Raw genomic sequence first — 17990 nt, 5'->3', positions numbered from 1 at the left:
CGGTTCGCGGGAACGGGGGTGTCAGCTGCCGCGGCCGGGGGCGGCGGCGGGATCGGGGCTGGCGGCGGCGGCGGGGCCGCTCGCGCTGACGGTCTCGGCCGCCTCGGGCACGGCGGCGGTGTCGGCGGCGCCGGCCGGGGCGACCGCGCTGTCGCCCGCCGGTGCCGGCGCGGGCGCGACGGAGGCGCTGGGCGTGGGCGCGACCGTGGCGGCGCCCTGCGGCGCGGCGGGCGCCGGCCCGTTGCCCACCACCGGCGCGCCGATGCGCAGCTTCGCGATCTCCTGCAGCCCGGGGCCGTCGCGGTGGATCGAGGTGTCGGCCGCGTCGGGCCGCCACAGCACCGTGATCGCGCCCGGCGGAATGCCGCGGTTGGCCAGCGCCGAGGTCACGGCGGCGATGCGCTGGTCGATCAGCTCGTCGCGCTTGCGCGCATCCCAGTTCTCGGTGTCGCGCGCCACCAGCACGATGTCGGTGGCGCCCTTCTTCGCGGCGCCCGCGACCTGGTCGATCTGCGCCAGCGCGCTGCCGCCGAGCGTGGTGGCGCCGAAGTCGAAGGCCACCTGCAGCGCCGCGCCGGTCAGCCGCGCGCCGCCCGTGCCCGCGGCGTTGACGGCCACGCCCGGGGCCGCCTGCACCACCGGCGGCGCCGCGCCGCCGGCCGCACCGGCATCGGCCGGGTTCTGCACCTTGCGCAGCTGCTCGGCCGGCACCAGCGGGATCTGCTCGCCGCCGCCGGGGCGCAGGGTCATGCAGGGCCGGTGGTCGACCTGCGTGACCGCGGCCATCAGCCGCACCACGCCCTCCTCGAGCGCGGCGCGCACGCCCATCTGCACCGGCTCCTGGCCCTTGGCGCCGATGTCGACGTCGTAGAGCCGGCTGCCGAAGAAGCGGAACACGTTGAGCCCGACCTCGTAGCCGTTGAACTGCTTGGTGAGGCTCACCGTGCGCACCACCATCAGCGAACGCGTGTCGACGATGCGCAGGTCCACGCCCACCGACTGGGTGAAGGTGCGCGCCTTCACGCCGACCTGGTTCACCGCCACCTCGGCACCGCCCGAGTTGATGTTGTAGTTGAGCTCGGTGATGCCGCCGACGATGAAGTAGTCGGACTTGTTGATCGTGCCACCGAAGTACGGCAGCCACGGCACCACCTGCGCGCCGCCGCCGGGCCCGCCGCCGAGCTGGTGCGTGCGGCCGTCGCCGAGCTGGCGCCGGTCGGCGTAGGCCAGCTCGCGCTCGGCGATCACCGGGTCGAAGCGCTCGGCGATGCGCACCGCGCCGCCGAGCTTGCCGAGCGCCGAATAGACCATCAGCGCGCCGCCCTGCGTGATCGCGTTGCCTTCGTTGATGCTGTACTTGCCGGTGTAGTCCTTCACGTCGCCCACGCCGATCACCACCTCGGGCCGGCGCGTGGCCGCGATGTGGTCGGCGAAGCAGGCCAGCACCGGTTCCATCGGCGTGACGTTGTCGCGCACCGAGGGCCCGAGCACCACCGGTGCCTCGTTGGGCGCGAAGCGCTGCTGCGGCGCCGAGGTGCAGCCGGCCAGCACCAGCGCGCCGGCCAGCGGCGCCGCGAGAAAGACCGCCCGGCGGGCGTGGGGCGAGATGCAGTGCATGGCGCCCCCGTTCAGTTGAGCACGCCGAAGGCGCAGGCGGCGCTGCCGTTCACCCCCGCCGTCTGCGCGCCGGTATTGCCCTGGGCCGAGTTCAGCGCCTGCCAGGCCGCGCCCTGCACCTGCGTGCTGGTGCCGCCGACGACCGCCGAGCCCACCGTGCCCGCGTTGGCCTGGTTGGTGCCCACCACCGCGGCGCCGAGCGTGCCGACCGCGCTGTTGCTGTCGTTGCCCGTGGCGCCCGAGCGCGCCCCGGCATTCGCGGGCGAGTTGGCGACCGTGCTGTTGTTGCCGTCGTTGCCGGTCGAGGTCGCCGAGACGTTGCAGTTGTACTGGCGCCCGACCGTGGTGTTGTAGACCGGCGCCGCGTAGTAGCCGCTCTTCTGCTTGCGGATCATGTCCTGCACCGCGGCCTGGTTGACCTTGTCGGAGCTGGTCTGGAACTGCCAGGCGGCGTTCTCGCCGACGTTGTTGGCCTGCGCGCGCGGCGCCGCCACCAGGAGCAGCGCCACCACCAGGGCCACGTGCACCGTGGCGGCCCAGGGCGCACCACGACGACGATCGGAGCACCGGGATACGGCGGCACGGGATGCACGAGGCATGGCAGCTCCTTTCAGGAGGAAGAGCACTTAAACGAAAAGTGCTACTTCTTTGTAAAGAGGATGCTATGGATCGGGCCGGCAGGCTGGCTATTCCGGAAACCAGTAGTACCTATGAGTACAAACCAGCGGTGATTACTGGATGGCCGGACAGTGCGGCCGCCCCGATCCTGTGCGCCGCACGAGGGGCCGGCCGGGGCTCGCGCCCCCGTGGCGGGGGCGCGTCCGCGGCCCGTTGCGGGCCGCGGTGGGGCCTGCGATCAGGCGTGCGCCTTGATCGCGTCCGCCAGCGTGTTCACCAGCGTGTCGATGTGCGACTTCTCGACGATGTACGGCGGCGCGATCACCAGCACGTCGCCCGCGGGGCGCACCAGCGCGCCCTTGTGGAAGCAGTCGAGGAAGATGTCGTAGGCCCGCTTGCCGGGCGCGCCCGCGATCGGCGCCAGCTCGACCGCCGCGGCCAGGCCGAGGCTGCGGATGCCGATCACGTTGGGCAGGCCCTTGAAGGTGCCGTGGAAGGCGTCGCCCAGCAGCTTGCCCATCTCGCCGGCGCGCGGGAACAGGCTTTCCTTCTCGAACAGCTCGAGCGTGGCGATCGCCGCCGCGCAGGCCACCGGGTGGCCCGAGTAGGTGTAGCCGTGGAAGAACTCGACCACGTGCTCGGGCGCGTCGGTCTTCATCATCGCGTCGTAGAGCTTGTCGCGGCAGATCACGCCGCCCAGCGGGATCACGCCGTTGGTCACGCACTTGGCGAAGTTCAGCATGTCGGGCACCACGCCGAAGTAGTCCGACGCGAAGTTGGTGCCCATGCGGCCGAAGCCGGTGATGACCTCGTCGAAGATCAGCAGGATGCCGTGCTTGTCGCAGATCTCGCGCAGGCGCTTAAGGTAGCCCTGCGGCGGCAGGTACCAGCCGGCCGAACCGGCCACCGGCTCGACGATGATCGCGGCCACGTTGCTCGGGTCGTGCAGCGGCAGGATGCGGGTCTCGAGCTCGACCAGCGGGTCCTCGGCCCACACCGGTTCCTGGTTGTGGATGTAGGCGTTGTTGACCGGGTCGTGGATGAAGCGCATGTGGTCCACGCGCGGCAGGAAGGCCGAGCCGAACACCTTGCGGTTGCCCGGGATGCCGCCCACCGACATGCCGCCGAAGCCCACGCCGTGGTAGCCGCGCTCGCGGCCGATGAAGACGTTGCGGTGGCCCTCGCCGCGTGCGCGGTGGTAGGCCAGCGCCACCTTCATCGAGGTGTCGGCGGCCTCGCTGCCGGAGTTGCAGAACAGCACCTTGTTGAGGTCGCCGGGGGCCAGCGCGGCGATCATCTCGGCCGCGCGGAAGGCCTTGTCGTTGCTGATCTGGAAGGCGGTGGCGTAGTCGAGCGTGTCGAGCTGCTGCTTGATCGCCTCGTTGATCGGCTTGCGGTTGTGGCCCGCGCCCACGCACCACAGCGACGAGATGCCGTCGATCACCTTGCGGCCGTCGTGGGTGGTGAACTCCATCCCGTCGGCCGCCACGAAGACCCGCGGGTCCTTCTTGAAATGGCGGTTCGGGGTGAAGGGCAACCACTGGTTGTCCATGTTGAAGTCCTGGTAGGCCATGCGCGTGCTCCTGTGTGTCTCGTCGGAATGTGGAAGGTCCCGCCGCCGAACGGCCGGCGCCCCCGGGAAAAGGGACGTGGCGGACGGGGAGAACGGCATTCTGGCACCCCTGCGACAATCACGCCCCTGACCATGACCACCACCCCTGCCTACATCCTCACCCTCTCCTGCCCCGACCGTACGGGCATCGTGCATGCCGTCTCGGGCTTCCTGCTGGAGCGCGGCGGCAACATCGAAGAGGCCGCCCAGTACAACGACCACGACACGGGCCTGTTCTTCATGCGCGTGCGCTTCGCCTGCGCCGAGCATGGCGAGGCCGCGCTGCGCGAGCAGCTCGCCGCCTTCGCCCAGGGCTTCGGCATGACCTTGCAATTGCAGGCCGCCGCCCAGCCGATGAAGACGGTGATCCTGGTCAGCAAGGAAGGCCACTGCCTCAACGACCTGCTGTTCCGCTGGAAGAGCGGCCTGCTGGCCATCGACGTGCGCGCGATCGTCTCGAACCACCGCGACTTCTACCAGCTGGCGGCCAGCTACAACGTGCCCTTCCACCACATCCCGGTGACGGCCGCGACCAAGGCGCAGGCCGAGGCCAAGCAGCTCGAGATCATCGAGGCCGAGGGCGCCGAGCTCGTGGTGCTGGCGCGCTACATGCAGATCCTCAGCAACGGCCTGTGCCAGAGCCTGGCCGGCCGCGCGATCAACATCCACCACTCGTTCCTGCCGAGCTTCAAGGGCGCCAAGCCCTACTACCAGGCGCACGACCGCGGCGTGAAGCTGATCGGCGCCACCGCCCACTACGTGACGGCCGACCTCGACGAGGGCCCGATCATCGAGCAGGACGTGGCGCGCGCCGACCACACCGACACCGTCGAGGACCTCACGGCCCGCGGCCGCGACACCGAGAGCCAGGTGCTGGCGCGCGCGGTGAAGTGGCACAGCGAGCACCGCGTGCTGCTCAACGGGCACCGCACCGTCGTGTTCCGCTGAGCGAGCGTCGCCCGGAAAAAAAAGCCCCCGGGGCGGCCTTTGCAGGTCGCCCCGGGGGCTTTTTCATGCCGGCCGCGTCAGTTGCGGTTCGGGTTGTTCGGGCGGCGGTCGTAGCGGTTGGGCACGCCGTCGCCGTCGCGGTCCCAGCGGCCGGCGCTGTAGGCCCAGCGGCCGCCCTCCTGGCGCCATTCGGGCGCGCGGTAGGCATAGCCCGGGCGGGCCCGCACCCAGACGCCGTTGGTCCAGACATGGCGGCCGCCGCGCCACTCGTAGTGGCCCGGTGCCCAGACATAGCCGCGGCGCGGCGGCGGCACCCGCTCGTAGCGCGGCGGCGGAGGCGGCACCTGGATCATGACCACCGGCTGCGCCTGGGCGGCCGTCGGCAGCGTGAGCGCGCCCACCGAGAACAGCGAGGTGGCGGCGACGGAAAAAGCGATGGCTGCGAGTCTTTTCATGGCAAGGCTCCATGAGTTGTTGGAGGAGCCTTCATGCTGCCGGTGCCTTGTGAAGCGCCTGTAAGCGCCACGCGAAATCTTGTGTAGAGCTGTGACGCGGCGCCCGGCGCGCCGCCTGCAGGCCGCGGCCGACGCGCGTAGGCCTATTCCCGCAATTCCTGCAGATCCACCGCGCCGGCCATCGCCGCGAGGCCCGCGGCATTGGGATGCAGGTGGTCGCCGCTGTCGTAGGCCGGCAGCAGTGCCAGCGGCTGCGCCGGGTTGCGCACCGCGGCGTCGAAATCGACCACCGCGTCCACGTCCTGCCGGCCGCGGATCCAGCGGTTGACCGCACCGCGCAGCGCCTCGGTGTGCTCGTTCCAGTACGACGAGCCGCCGAACGGCGGGATCGTGCCCAGCAGCACCTTCAGGCCCTTCTCGCGCGCCTGCCGCACCAGCTGCTGCAGCCCGGCCTGCAACTGCTCGGGCGTCGGGATCTCGCTCGCCGGCACCACCTGCCCGGGCGCGCCGATGAAGGCGGTGCGGCCGATGTCGTTGGTGCCCATCAGCACGATCACGTGCGTGACGCCGCTCTGGCCCAGCACGTCGGCGCCGAAGCGCGCGAGGCCGCTCTGCCCCGCGCCGCCGTAGAGCAGCCGGTTGCCGCCGATGCCGACGTTGAGCACCGCCACCTCGCGCGCGGCGCCCGGGCCCGGGCTCTTGCGCAGCAGCGTGGCCAGTTGCTGCGGGTACGAATTGCCGCCGCCGTCGCCGTCGAGCCCGCCCGCGGTGATCGAATCGCCGAAGGCCACCACCGTGCGGATGGCGCGCGCGGCCCAGACGTCCACGCCCGTCACGAAGGCATTGACCGGCACCCGCTGCGCGTCGGGCAGGCGCGGCGCCGACACCGCGTTGCCGTTCGACATCCAGGTCGCGTTGCTCGGCTGCAGGTGCACCGTCGACAGCGGCGTGGAACGCTCGAAGTAGCTGCTGACCACCAGCGTCTGGCCGGCCTCGACCGCGAAGTCGATGCCGTCGCTCCAGGCATCGGCGCCCGGTGCGATCGTGAGGCCCGGGCGGCCGTCGAAGCGCAAGGGCTGCAGCGAGGCCGGCGAGATCGCGCCGCCCCCCGTGCCGCGCGCCACGCTCGCGGCGCTCACGGCCAGCGGCGCGGTGCCGAAGCGGTTGGAGAAGCGCACGCGCAGACGCGACCCGCCCACGCTGGGCTGCAGCTGCTGGCGCAGCGTGAGGCCGGGGAAGGCGCGGTCCTCGGGCGCCACCGGCGGCGGCGTGCCCAGCGGCGAGAGCTGGCGGAAATCCAGCGGCGCGGCGGCCCAGCTGCCGACCCAGTGCTCACCGGCGATCGGGGCAACGGGCGCACCCGAGGGGGTCGCGGCGTGCGCGACAGCGGCGAACAGCGCCAGGCACAGCATGCCCGTCGCCAGCCTGGCGCCGATCCCGGCGAATCGATATGAAACCAGCGTCATGCCCCTCGCGCAAAAGCGCCAAAGTGTACGGAGCCCCCGTGTCACTTCGCGCGGCAGGGTCTGCCGCCTGGTTACCAGGTGTCTACGTAGGGCGCCGGCGCCTCGTGGGGACGCGTGGCCGAGGCCAGCCCGCGCACCAGCCAGTCGCGCGTCTGCGCGGGATCGATCACGGCGTCGATCTCCAGCGTCTGCGCCATGTGGATCGCCTCGCCGTTCTCGTACTGCTGCGCCACCAGCTGCCTGAACAGCGCATCGCGCTCGGCCCCTTCGGCCGCCGCGGCGAGCTCCTTGCGGAAGCCCAGCCGCACCGCGCCCTCGAGCCCCATCGCGCCGAACTCGCCCGTGGGCCAGGCCACGGTGAACACCGGCGCGTCGAAGCCGCCGGCCGTCATCGCCTGCGCGCCCAGGCCGTAGCCCTTGCGCAGCACCACCGCGAAGAAGGGCACGCGCAGGTGCGAGGCCACCATGAACATGCGGCAGACATGGCGCACCTGTGCCTGCGCCTCGATCTCGGGACCGACCATGAAGCCCGGCGTGTCGCACAGCGAGACGATCGGCAGGCCGTGCGCATTGCACAGCTGCATGAAGCGCGCCGACTTGCCGGCCGCCTCCACGTCGATCGCGCCGCCCAGGTGGTGCGGGTTGTTGGCCATCAACCCGACGGGCTTGCCCTCGATGCGCGCGAGTGCCGTCACGATGCCCGCGCCGAAGCCCGCGCGCAGTTCGAGCAGCGAGCCGGTGTCGGCCACGCCGCGCATCGCGGCGCGCACGTCGTACACGCGCAGCCGGTTCTCGGGCACCACGTGGCGCAAGGCGCGCGGGTCGGCGCACTGCCAGTCGGTGACCGGGCCCTGGAAGTACGACAGGTACTGCTTCGCGGCCGAGACCGCCGCTGCCTCGTCCTCCACCAGGATGTCGATCACGCCGTTGCGCGACTGCACGCCGCTCGGCCCGATCTGCTCGGGCGCGAAGGTGCCGAGGCCGCCGCCCTCGATCATCGCGGGGCCACTCATGCCGATGTTGCTGCCCTTCGTGGCAATGATCACGTCGGCGCAGCCCAGCAAGGCCGCGTTGCCCGCGAAGCAGCGGCCATGCACGATGCCGACCACCGGCACCTTGCCCGAGAGCGCGGCGAACTGGCTGAAGGTGTGGTTGTTGAGGCCCGCGACGATTGGCATGTCCGTGTCGCCGGGCCGGCCGCCGCCGCCCTCGGCGAACAGCACCACCGGCAGCCGCAGCTGGTGCGCCACCGCGAGCAGCCGGTCGGTCTTGTGGTGGTTGCGCATGCCCTGCGTGCCGGCCAGCACCGTGTAGTCGTAGGCCAGCACGGCGCAGCGCGACTGCTCGGAGCCGAACTGCCTCGCGTTGATGCTGCCGATGCCGGTCACCATGCCGTCGGCCGGCGTGTTGGCGACCAGGTCCTCGAGCGTGCGGCGGCGCGTCTGCGCCGCGATGGCGAGCGCGCCGTACTCGATGAAGTTGCCGGGATCGGCCGCGCTGTCGCAGAGGTCGGCGATGTTCTCGCGCGCGGTGCGCCCGCCCTGTGCATGGCGCTTGTCGACGGCCGCCCGGCGGTTCTCGTCGAGCGTGAACGCATGGCGGTCGATGACCTTCTTCAGGTCGGGCCGGATCGCGTCGAGGTCGTGCGCGGCGCGCGCCTCGGTGTCCACGGCCTGCGCGTCGACCGCCTCCAGCCGCAGCAGCGACTGGCCCTCGACCAGGTAGTCGCCGGGCGCGGCCAGCAGTGCCACCACGCGGCCCGCGGTCGGCGCGTGCAGCAGGTGTTCCATCTTCATGGCCTCGAGCACGCCGAGCTGCGCGCCCGCGGGCAGCACGTCGCCGACCGCGACCTCGAACTGCACCAGCTTCGCGGGCATCGGGGCCTTGACCGTGAGGCCATCGTCGATTTCATCGATCGCGGGGGCGGCCGCTTGCGCGACGACCGGTGTTGTCTCTTTCGCGCGCTTCTCGAGCGACGCCGCGGCCGCCAGCAGATCGCCCAGATGCGCCTCGACGAAGCGCGTGTGCACCGCCTGGGTCGCGAACTCGGGCCGCGCGGCGATCGCGCGCAGCAGCGGCAGGTTGGTGGCGATGCCCTCGATGCGGCACTCGTCGAGCGCACGCAGCGAGCGGCGCAGCGCATCGGCGAAGCGCGCCGAGGGCGCATGCACGATCAGCTTGGCCAGCAGCGTGTCGTAGTGCGGCGAGGGCGCCAGGCCCGCATAGCCATGCGTGTCGACGCGCACGCCCGGCCCGGCGGGCAGGTCGAAGCGCGCCAGCGTGCCGCCCGAGGGCCGCGCCTGGCCCTGCGCATCGAGGGTCTCGGCATTGATGCGCCACTGCAGCGCGAAGCCGCGCTGCGCCGCGGTGCGGTCGGCCTCGATGCCGAGCGCCGCCAGCGATTCACCGGCCGCCACCGCGATCTGCAGCTGCACCAGGTCGAGCCCGGTCACGGCCTCGGTCACCGTGTGCTCGACCTGCAGCCGCGGATTGGCCTCGATGAAGACATAGGGCAGCGTGGCCGAGGCCGCGTCGACCAGGAACTCGAAGGTGCCGAGCCCGCGGTAGCCCACGGCCCGCGCCATGCGCAACGCGGCCTGCGTGAGATCTGCGCGCAGCGCCTCGGGCAGCGAGGGACTGGGCGCGATCTCGACCAGCTTCTGGAAGCGCCGCTGCAGGGTGCACTCGCGCTCGCCGAGGCTGGCCACGGCCTGGCCGTCGCCGAGCACCTGCACCTCGATGTGGCGCGCATCGCGCATCAGCCGCTCGACGTACACGCCCTCGATGCCGAAGGCCGCGCGCGCTTCCGACATGCAGCGCGCATGCGCCTCGGCCAGTTCGCCCGCCTCGTGCACCGCGCGCATGCCGCGCCCGCCGCCACCGCCGATGGCCTTGACCATCACGCCCGCGCCCTGCGCCTGCTGCTCGGCGAAGAAGGCCTGCGCCTGCGCGAGCGTCACCGCGCCCGCGCTGCCGGGCATCACGGGCACCTCGCAGCGCGTGGCCAGTTCGCGCGCGCGCGCCTTGTCGCCGAACAGCGCGAGCTGCTCGGGCGTGGGCCCGATGAAGACCAGGCCCGCATCGGCGCAGGCCTGCGCGAAGTCGGCGCGCTCGCTGAGGAAGCCGTAGCCCGGATGCACCGCGTCGCAACCCTGCGCCTTCGCGGCCGCGATCAGCGCGCCGATGTCGAGGTAGGCCGCGGGCCCGGTCGCGTCGAGCGCGAGCGCCACGTCGGCCAGCTGCACGTGGAGGGCCGAGGCGTCGTCGCGCGCATGCACGGCCACGCTGGCGATGCCGAGGTCGCGCAGGGCGCGCACCAGGCGCACGGCGATCTCGCCGCGGTTGGCAATCAGGACTTTGGAAAACACGCGGGGTCTTTCAGTTCTTGTCTTTGAGCAGCCGGCGCAGCACCTTGCCGGCGCCGGTGGTGGGCAATGCATCGATGAAGCTCACGGAGCGCGGCGCCTTGTAGCTCGCCATGTTCTCGCGCGACCAGGCGATCAGCGCCTCGGCCGCGATCCCGGCGCCGGGCTTGCGCACCACGAAGGCCTTGACCACCTCGCCCTTCTCGGGATCGGGCTGCGCGATCACCGCGGCCTGCGCCACCGCCGGATGCTTGATCAGGATGGTCTCGACCTCCTCGGGGAACACGCTGTAGCCCGAGACCTTGATCATCTCCTTGAAGCGGCCGATGAAGGTCAGGTAGCCATCGGCATCGAGCTTGCCCATGTCGCCCGTGTGCACCCAGCCGTCGCGCAGCGTGGCGGCCGTGGCCTCGGGCTTGTTCCAGTAGCCCTTGAAGGAGCCCGGGCTGGTCAGCACGATCTCGCCGACCTCCCCCGTGGGCATGTCGGCTTGCGTTTCCGTGTCGACGATGCGGATCGTGACGCCCGGCACCGCCACGCCCTGCGTGCCCCAGCGCGGCGCATGGCGCGGCGTGTAGGTGTCGCAGGTGTGGGTTTCGCTCAGGCCGTAGGCGGCCTCGAAGGAGGTGCAGCTCGGCGCATGCGAACGCCACTGCGCGGCCAGCGGCTCGGTGAAGGCGATGCCGAAGCTGGTGACCGGGTTCATGCGCAGGCTCGCGAGGTCGAAGCCCGCGATGTCGGGCAGCTGCATGCAGGCCACGTTCATCGGCGCGATGCTGTACCACCAGCTCACCTCGTGGCGCGCGATCGCCTGCAGCGCCGCGCGCGGATCGAAGCGGTGCAGCAGCACCGAGGCCGCGCCCGTGAGCACCGGCACGTTGACGCCCATCAGCATGCCGGCGATGTGATACAGCGGCGCGATCGACAGCAGCACGTCATCGGGCCCGACGCCATTGCAGTCGGCCGCGGCGCGGGTCTTGAACAGCGCATTGCCGTAGCTGAGCATCGCGCCCTTGGGCAGGCCGGTGGTGCCCGAGGTGTAGGTCATCAGCGCGACGTCATTCATGGCGATCGCCACCGGCTGCGGCTTCGCATCGGCGTTCATGACGGCGAGGAAGTCCTCGCAGCCCGCGGGCACCGTGCGTTCGGCGTTGCGCTCCGCGGCGAGTTCGGCCGGCAGGTCGAGCGCGGGCGTCTCAGGCAAGAGGTCGGCGTAGTGCACGACGAACACGTGTTCGAGCGCGCTGCCGGGCTTAACCTTCTCGACCACCGGCAGCAGCGGCGCGGCCGCGACGATCACGCGTGCCTTCAGGTCGTTGACCTGGTAGGCAAGCTCGTGCTCCTTGTTGAGCGGCCCGCTGGGGCAGACGATGGCGCCGATCTTCTGGATGCCGAAGTGCGCCACCAGGTACTGCGGGCAGTTGTTGAGGAACAGCACCACCGGCTCGCCCTTGCGCACGCCCAGGGCCTGCAGCCGCGCGGCGAAGGCATCGCTCGCGCGGTCCAGTTCGCGCCAGCTCATCGCATGGCCGTACCAGTGGCAGGCCGGATGCCCGCCGCGCTCGCGCGCATGGGCGCGCAGGTAGTCGTGCAGCGGCTGTTGCGCGCGCGGCGGGAGCGCGCGCAGCAAGGGTTCGTCGGTTGTCTCCATGGCGTCACTTTCTCAGGGTTATCGATAGCCGCTCGCGCCTGGCGGGCGCTTGCCATCGCCGGATGGTGCACGAACAATCCTACCCATGGGTATAACTTCCGCGACACGGCACAAACCCTCTGGGCGCAAGGCGCGCGCGGAGCAGGACGATCCTCCACGCGTGCCAGGCATGCAGGACATGCACGAGGCGCATGCGACGGAGGCCACTGCCCTCACGGCGCGCCCCGACCTGCCGCAGGGCACCGGCCGCCAGCGTGCCGCCACGCAGGGCACCGACCTGCAGCGCGAGCGCATCCTGCAGGCCGCCACGCAGCTGTTCGCGGCGCAGGGCTACGCCAACACCACCATGGCGCAGATCGTGCGCGCGCTCGGTGTCACGAAGCCCTTCGTCTATTACTACTTCCGCGACAAGCAGGAGATCTTCGAGACCATCTCCTGGCGCCCCGCGGTCGACTGCTTCACCGCGCTCGACTTCGCGGCCGACGATCCGCGCCGCGCGAGCGAGAAGGTGCTCGAGGGCATCGAGCGGCTGATCCGCGCCACCGTCGCGCACCATCCGGCCGCCTTCTTCCCCTACCGCGAACCGCAGGTCTACCGGCCCGAGTACCTGGCCGCGCAGAAGAAGCTCGCGCACCACTTCTACGACCTGCTGTGCCCGCTGCTCGAACAGGCGCGGCGCGACGGCGACCTCGATTTCGACGAGACCAAGATCACCGCGCTCGCGGCCTGCAGCCTGCCGGGCTTCCTCTACAGCTGGTACCGCCCGGGCGGACGGCTCTCGCCCGACGAAGTGGTGGCCGAGCTCACGAAGCTCGCGAGCCGCGTGATCGGGCTGCGCACCGGCCACTGACCACCCATCCCAGGAGATACACCATGAAGTTCCACCCAGCGCCCCTGGCGCGGATCGCGCTCGCCTGCCTGATCGCCACCGGTGCCGCCAGCACCGCGCAGGCCCAGCAGACCTACAAGCTCGCCTACATCGACCCGCTCTCGGGCCCCTTCGCCAACGTCGGCGAACTGATGCTGATGCACACGCAGTACGCGATCGAGGAGATCAACGCCAGGGGCGGCGTGCTCGGCGGCACGAAGCTGCAGCTGCTGCAGTTCGACAGCAAGCTCTCGGCGCAGGAGAGCCAGAGCGCGCTGCAGGCCGCGATCGACCAGGGCGCCAAGGCCATCGTGACCGGCGGCTCGGGCTCCTCGGTGGTGACGGCGCTGGTGCAGGCGGTGGCGCGCTGGAACCAGCGCAACCCGGGCAAGGAGCTGCTGGTGCTCAACCACTCGTCGATCGATCCCGAGATGACCGGCAAGGCCTGCAGCTTCTGGCATTTCCAGACCGAGGCCAACACGGCGATGAAGATGAAGGCGCTGGCCAACTACATCAAGAAGACGCCCGAGGTGAAGAAGGTCTACCTGCTGAACCAGGACTATGCGCATGGCAAGCAGTGGGCCAGCTACGGCCGCCAGCTCGTGGGCCTGGCGCGGCCCGACATCCAGTTCGTCGGCGAGGCGCTGCATCCGATCGGCCGGGTCAAGGACTTCTCGCCCTACATCGCCAACATCAAGCAGAGCGGCGCCGACTCGGTCATCACCGGCAACTGGGGGCAGGACATGACGCTGCTGCTCAAGGCCGCGGGCGATGCCGGCTACGACCTGCGCTACTTCAACCACAGCGCGGGCTCGGTGCCGGGCACGGTCACGGCGGTGTCGCAGGCGAAGCTGGGCCAGCTCACATGGGTCGCCGAATGGCATCCGGGCCAGGCCGGTACGCCGAAGGTCGATGCGCTGGCCAAGGCCTACAAGGCCAAGACCGGCAAGGACTTCCTCGCGCCGCGCATCGACCTGACGCCGCGCCTGCTCGCGGCCGCGATCGAGAAGGCCGCGAGCACCGACACCGTGAAGGTGGCGCGCGCGCTCGAGGACCTGAGCTACGACTCGGTGGTCGGCCCGGTGCGCATGCGCGGCGAGGACCACCAGCTGCTGCTGCCGCAGGTGGTCAACACCATCGCGCCGGTCGACGGCAAGGCCGTGAAGCTGGGCTGGGAAGGCACGAACTACGGCTTCCGCACCGACGCGGTCTACAGCGGTAACGAACTGGCACAGGGCACCGACTGCAAGATGGTCCGGCCTTGAACGTTCAGCCGATGCGCGCGATGGTCGTGCCCGCCACCACCGGCGCCGCGCCCGCGGCCAGCCGCGCGAGCCGGCCCGCGCGGTGGGCCACGACCTGCACCTCCATCTTCATCGCTTCCATCACCGCGATCGGATCGCCCTGCGCGACCAGCGCGCCCTCGTCCACGGTCCACGCCTGAAGCGTGCCGGTGATGGGCGCGGCCACGGCGGCGGGGTCGGCGGCCTCCTCGGACTGCGGCGATGACGATGGCGCGGCGGGCGCATCACCGATGCCGCGCAGCAGCGCCGGCGGCAGGCCCAGCGTCACGCGCCGGCCGTCGATCTCCACCGCCGTGCGCAGCAGCGCGGCATCGCGCACGGGCTCGGCGCGCACGGCCGCGGCCAGCGGCTGCGCGAAGTCGGTCTCGATCCAGCGCGTGTGGACCTTGAAGCCGTCCTCGGCCACGAAGTCGGGCGCCTCGACCACGGCGCGGTGGAACGGCAGCACCGAGGCCACGCCCTCGATGCGGAACTCGCGCAAGGCGCGGCGCGCGCGCGCCATCGCCTGCGCGCGCGTGGCACCGGTGACGACCAGCTTGGCCATCAGCGAATCGAAGCTGCCCGGCACGCTCGAGCCCGAGACCACGCCGGTGTCGACGCGCACGCCGGGTCCCGAGGGCGGCTCGAACAGGCGCACCGGTCCGGGCGTGGGCAGGAAGCCGCGGCCCGGGTCCTCGGCGTTGATGCGGAACTCGAAAGCATGGCCGCGCGGCGCGGGCGTCTCGCTGACCGACAGCGGCAGCCCGTCGGCGATGCGCAGCTGCTCGACCACGAGGTCGATGCCGGTGGTTTCCTCGGTCACCGGATGCTCGACCTGCAGCCGCGTGTTGACCTCGAGGAAGGAGATCGCGCCCGTGGGCCCGAGCAGGAACTCGACCGTGCCCGCGCCGACATAGCCGGCGCGCGCGCAGATGTCGTGCGCGGCGCGGTGGATGCGCTCGCGCTGCGCCTCGGTGAGGAAGGGCGCGGGCGCCTCCTCCACCAGCTTCTGGTTGCGCCGCTGCAGCGAGCAGTCGCGCGTGCCGAGCACCACCACGCGGCCGTGCGTGTCGGCGATCACCTGCGCCTCGACGTGGCGCGGCCGGTCGAGGAACTGCTCGACGAAGCACTCGCCGCGACCGAAGGCGGTGACGGCCTCGCGCACCGCCGATTCGTAGAGCTCGGCCACCTCGTCGAGCCGCCACGCGACCTTGAGGCCGCGGCCGCCGCCGCCGAAGGCCGCCTTGATCGCGATCGGCAGGCCGTGCGCCTCGGCGAAGGCCAGCACCTCCTGCGCGTCGCGCACCGGCGCCGGCGTGCCGGCCACCAGCGGCGCGCCGACCTCGAGCGCGATGCGGCGTGCCTGCACCTTGTCGCCCAGCGCCTCGATCGCCGAAGGCGGCGGGCCGATCCAGCACAGGCCGGCCTCGATCACGGCGCGCGCGAAGGCCGCGCTCTCCGAGAGGAAGCCGTAGCCCGGATGCACCGCGTCGGCGCCGCTGCGCGCGGCCGCGGCCAGCAGCTTGTCGATGGCCAGGTAGGTGTCGGCCGGGCGCGTGCCCTCGAGCGCATGGGCCTCGTCGGCCACGCGCGTGTGCAGTGCATCGAAATCGGCGTCGGCATAGACGGCCACCGAGCGCACGCCGTAGTCGGCGCAGGCACGCGCGATGCGCACGGCGATCTCGCCGCGGTTGGCGATCAGGACTTTCTTCATGGCGTGTCGGAGGAAGGAGCGGGAAGGCAGTGCGCGTCGAAGGCACGCACCGGGTTGAAACGCAGGCGCGCGCCGACCGGGATCTGGCCGGCGCGATCGAGGTGGTGGGTGGCGACCGCGCCGATCACCGGGTAGCCGCCGGTCAGCGGATGGTCGGCGAGGAACAGCACGGGCTGCCCGCTCGGCGGCACCTGGATCGCGCCGAGCGCGGTGCCCTCGCTGGGCAGCTCGGCGATGTCGAGGCGCGCCAGCGGTGTCTCGCCCGCGAGCCGCAGGCCGACGCGGTTGGACTGCGGCGTGACGGTCCAGCGCTGGCTCGCGAGCAGCGCGACCGCCTCGGGCGTGAACCAGTCGGTGCGCGGGCCCAGCACCACGTCGAGCACCACGTCCTCGTGCAGCGTCGGCAGCGCGGGCGGCGCCGCATCGGGCAGGCCGACGATGGCACCGCGCGCCACCGGCCGCAGCGCCAGCCGGTCGCCGGCGGCGATCGGCCGCGGGCCGATGTGCGCCAGCGTGTCGGTGGCCGCGCTGCCGAGCACGGGCGCGACCTCGAAGCCGCCGCGCACCGCGAGGTAGCTGCGCAGGCCCGCGCGCGGTTCGCCGACCGTGAGGCTGTCGCCATCGGCCAGCGCGATGGCCTCGTGCGTGGGCACCGTCCAGCGCGCGCCGCCGGCGCCGCGCAGTTGCAGCGGCACGTCGGCACCCGCGATGGCCAGCACCGCATCGCCGCGGCAGCTGAAGCGGAAGCCCGCGCCGACGATCTCGATGCAGGCCGCGTCGCTGGCATTGCCCACGAGGCGGTTGGCCGCGCGCAGCGCGCCGCGGTCCATCGCGCCCGAGGCCGAGACGCCCTGGCCCGCGAGCCCGTGGCGGCCCAGGTCCTGGAACAGCGCCTGCAGGCCGGTGGCATGGACCTCGAGCGCCGGCCCTTCGTGCATGGCCGATGGCGCCGGGGCCGAAACGGGTGGCGCGATGGCTGGCGCGGCCTGCCCCGAGACATCGACGAAGCGCACCGTGTAGCCCGGCTGCAGCAGCGCCGGCTGCGCGCGGCCCAGGTCCCACATCGGCGTGGCGGTCACGCCGATGATCTGCCAGCCGCCGGGGCTGGCCTGCGGATAGACGCCGCTGAAGCGCCCCGCGAGCGCGACCGCGCCGGCCGGGATGCGGGTGCGCGGCGTGGCGCGGCGCGGCACGTCGAGGCTCGGGTGGCCGCCGCTCAGGTAGGCGAAGCCCGGCGCGAAGCCGGTGAAGGCCACGGTGTAGTCGTGGCCGGTGTGGCGGCGGATCACCTCCTCGCGCGCGAGGCCCAGGTGCCGCGCGACCTCGTCGAGGTCCTCGCCGTCGTAGTCGACCGGGATCTCGATGCGCCGGCCCGCGCGTTCGACCGTGCCGTCGAGGCGGTGCTCGCCGATGCGCCGCGCGAGCGCCTCGTGCGTGACCGCGCCGGGGCGGAAGCGGACCAGGATCGTGCGCGCGGCCGGCACCAGTTCCTCGATGCCCTCGATCGGCTCGGCCTGCAGCGAGGCCAGCAGCGCGAGCGTCTGCGCGAGGTCGTCGAGCTCGACCAGCAGCGCGTCGAGGTTGACCGGCAGGAAACGCATCATCGCGGCGCTCCCGCCGGCTCGTCGTCCTCGCGCGCGAAGGCCCGCACCGCGACGCCCGCGCGCTCGAAGGCGGCGCGCACCTCGCGCGCCATCGCCACCGCGCCGGGGCTGTCGCCATGCACGCAGACCGAATCGGCCTGCAGGCGCAGCGTGCTGCCGTCGATGGCCTCGACCTCGCCGTGCGTGGCCAGCCGCAGCATGCGCCGCGCCACCGCCTGCGCGTCGTGCAGCACCGCGCCCGGCTCGCTGCGCGGCACCAGCGTGCCGTCGGCGCGGTACGCGCGGTCCGCATAGGCCTCGGAGACGGTGCGCAGGCCGCTCGCGCGTGCCCAGCCGAGCAGCGGCGAACCGGCGAGACCGACCAGCCAGAGCCGGTCGTCGATCGCGCGGACGGCGGCGATCACGTCGCGCGCCTGCCGCTCGTCGTGCGCGATGGCGTTGTAGAGCGCGCCGTGCGGCTTCACGTAGCGCACCGAGGTGCCGGCGGCGCGGGCCAGGCCCTGCAGCGCGCCGATCTGGTAGATCACGTCGGCCACGAGCTCGGCGCTGCCCATCGCCATCGCGCGGCGGCCGAAGCCCGCGAGATCGGGATAGGACACGTGGGCACCGACCGCCACGCCATGGGCCTTGGCATGGCGCAGCGTGTCGAGGATGCCGGCCGCGTCGCCGGCATGGAAGCCGCAGGCCACGTTGGCGCTGCTCACGATGCCGAGCATCGCCGCGTCGTCGCCCATGCGCCAGGCGCCGAAGCTCTCGCCCAGGTCGCTGTTGAGATCCAGCGCGCTCATT

The 17990-nt window shown here is 72.1% G+C and carries 13 protein-coding genes; 3 read left to right on the top strand and 10 right to left on the bottom strand.

The genetic code is table 11. From position 1 onward, the window contains the following. Window positions 1–21: 21 nt before the first annotated feature. The 3 genes from AC07RM_RS31720 to aptA form a co-directional block, all read right to left on the bottom strand. Window positions 22–1617, bottom strand: coding sequence for a CsgG/HfaB family protein (locus tag AC07RM_RS31720; RefSeq protein WP_495337017.1), 1596 nt, complete (start codon window positions 1615–1617; stop codon window positions 22–24). Between the two features lie 11 nt (window positions 1618–1628). Continuing rightward, complete coding sequence (locus AC07RM_RS31715; RefSeq protein WP_296780317.1) at window positions 1629–2216, bottom strand: hypothetical protein; 588 nt, start codon at window positions 2214–2216, stop codon at window positions 1629–1631. A 257-nt stretch (window positions 2217–2473) separates the two neighbouring features. After that, window positions 2474–3808 carry an omega-aminotransferase AptA gene (aptA, locus tag AC07RM_RS31710; protein WP_093356010.1) on the bottom strand — a complete coding sequence of 445 codons (1335 nt, stop codon included), beginning with the start codon at window positions 3806–3808 and terminating at the stop codon, window positions 2474–2476. Window positions 3809–3940: 132 nt separating this feature from the next. Here aptA and purU point away from each other — a divergent pair, with 132 nt between their 5' ends. Continuing rightward, the gene (purU, locus tag AC07RM_RS31705; RefSeq protein ID WP_057594448.1) at window positions 3941–4795 is read left to right on the top strand and encodes a formyltetrahydrofolate deformylase; all 855 of its coding nucleotides are present in this window, start codon (window positions 3941–3943) and stop codon (window positions 4793–4795) included. Window positions 4796–4872: 77 nt separating this feature from the next. Here the strand turns inward: purU and AC07RM_RS31700 are convergent, their stop codons facing one another. From AC07RM_RS31700 to AC07RM_RS31685, 4 genes are all read right to left on the bottom strand, one after another. Beyond that, window positions 4873–5250 (bottom strand): YXWGXW repeat-containing protein, encoded by a 378-nt coding sequence (locus tag AC07RM_RS31700; RefSeq protein WP_208513612.1) that lies wholly within the window; start codon window positions 5248–5250, stop codon window positions 4873–4875. A 143-nt stretch (window positions 5251–5393) separates the two neighbouring features. Next, entirely contained in the window at window positions 5394–6716 is a 1323-nt protein-coding gene (locus AC07RM_RS31695) for a GDSL-type esterase/lipase family protein (RefSeq protein WP_495337016.1), read from the bottom strand. 71 nt (window positions 6717–6787) lie between these two features. Beyond that, a complete protein-coding gene (locus tag AC07RM_RS31690) occupies window positions 6788–10084 on the bottom strand; it encodes a carboxyl transferase domain-containing protein (protein ID WP_495337015.1) in 3297 nt (1098 codons plus the stop codon). A 10-nt stretch (window positions 10085–10094) separates the two neighbouring features. After that, on the bottom strand, window positions 10095–11732 hold the full coding sequence (locus tag AC07RM_RS31685; RefSeq protein ID WP_495337014.1) for an AMP-binding protein: 1638 nt from the start codon (window positions 11730–11732) through the stop codon (window positions 10095–10097). Between the two features lie 178 nt (window positions 11733–11910). On the opposite strand from AC07RM_RS31685, the gene AC07RM_RS31680 reads away from it, so the two are divergent. Continuing rightward, entirely contained in the window at window positions 11911–12582 is a 672-nt protein-coding gene (locus AC07RM_RS31680; RefSeq protein WP_444814358.1) for a TetR/AcrR family transcriptional regulator, read from the top strand. Window positions 12583–12605: 23 nt separating this feature from the next. Further along, entirely contained in the window at window positions 12606–13865 is a 1260-nt protein-coding gene (locus AC07RM_RS31675) for a branched-chain amino acid ABC transporter substrate-binding protein (protein ID WP_495337013.1), read from the top strand. Window positions 13866–13869: 4 nt separating this feature from the next. Here AC07RM_RS31675 and AC07RM_RS31670 read toward each other — a convergent pair whose 3' ends face one another. From AC07RM_RS31670 to AC07RM_RS31660, 3 genes are read right to left on the bottom strand one after another with little or no spacing between them, the layout of a single operon-like run. Beyond that, window positions 13870–15597 (bottom strand): acetyl/propionyl/methylcrotonyl-CoA carboxylase subunit alpha, encoded by a 1728-nt coding sequence (locus AC07RM_RS31670; RefSeq protein WP_495337012.1) that lies wholly within the window; start codon window positions 15595–15597, stop codon window positions 13870–13872. Beyond that, a complete protein-coding gene (locus tag AC07RM_RS31665; protein ID WP_495337031.1) occupies window positions 15594–17198 on the bottom strand; it encodes a 5-oxoprolinase subunit B/C family protein in 1605 nt (534 codons plus the stop codon). The genes AC07RM_RS31670 and AC07RM_RS31665 overlap by 4 nt, the downstream gene beginning before the upstream one ends. Continuing rightward, window positions 17198–17989 carry a LamB/YcsF family protein gene (locus AC07RM_RS31660; protein WP_296797333.1) on the bottom strand — a complete coding sequence of 264 codons (792 nt, stop codon included), beginning with the start codon at window positions 17987–17989 and terminating at the stop codon, window positions 17198–17200. Before AC07RM_RS31660 ends, AC07RM_RS31665 begins: the two co-directional genes overlap by 1 nt. Between the last annotated feature and the right edge of the window lies 1 nt (window position 17990).

This window comes from Variovorax sp. GW821-FHT09B05, from assembly GCF_059418265.1.
The sequence above is the reverse complement of the archived record's forward strand: the minus strand, read 5'-3'. Positions and strand labels throughout refer to the sequence as shown.

Coding starts and splice junctions, on each gene's coding strand:
- AC07RM_RS31720 (WP_495337017.1), bottom strand. CDS start 1,617: ATGCACTGCATCTCGCCCCACGCCCGCCGGGCGGTCTTTCTCGCGGCG.
- AC07RM_RS31715 (WP_296780317.1), bottom strand. CDS start 2,216: ATGCCTCGTGCATCCCGTGCCGCCGTATCCCGGTGCTCCGATCGTCGT.
- aptA (WP_093356010.1), bottom strand. CDS start 3,808: ATGGCCTACCAGGACTTCAACATGGACAACCAGTGGTTGCCCTTCACC.
- purU (WP_057594448.1), top strand. CDS start 3,941: ATGACCACCACCCCTGCCTACATCCTCACCCTCTCCTGCCCCGACCGT.
- AC07RM_RS31700 (WP_208513612.1), bottom strand. CDS start 5,250: ATGAAAAGACTCGCAGCCATCGCTTTTTCCGTCGCCGCCACCTCGCTG.
- AC07RM_RS31695 (WP_495337016.1), bottom strand. CDS start 6,716: ATGACGCTGGTTTCATATCGATTCGCCGGGATCGGCGCCAGGCTGGCG.
- AC07RM_RS31685 (WP_495337014.1), bottom strand. CDS start 11,732: ATGGAGACAACCGACGAACCCTTGCTGCGCGCGCTCCCGCCGCGCGCG.
- AC07RM_RS31680 (WP_444814358.1), top strand. CDS start 11,911: ATGCACGAGGCGCATGCGACGGAGGCCACTGCCCTCACGGCGCGCCCC.
- AC07RM_RS31675 (WP_495337013.1), top strand. CDS start 12,606: ATGAAGTTCCACCCAGCGCCCCTGGCGCGGATCGCGCTCGCCTGCCTG.
- AC07RM_RS31670 (WP_495337012.1), bottom strand. CDS start 15,597: ATGAAGAAAGTCCTGATCGCCAACCGCGGCGAGATCGCCGTGCGCATC.
- AC07RM_RS31665 (WP_495337031.1), bottom strand. CDS start 17,198: ATGCGTTTCCTGCCGGTCAACCTCGACGCGCTGCTGGTCGAGCTCGAC.
- AC07RM_RS31660 (WP_296797333.1), bottom strand. CDS start 17,989: ATGAGCGCGCTGGATCTCAACAGCGACCTGGGCGAGAGCTTCGGCGCC.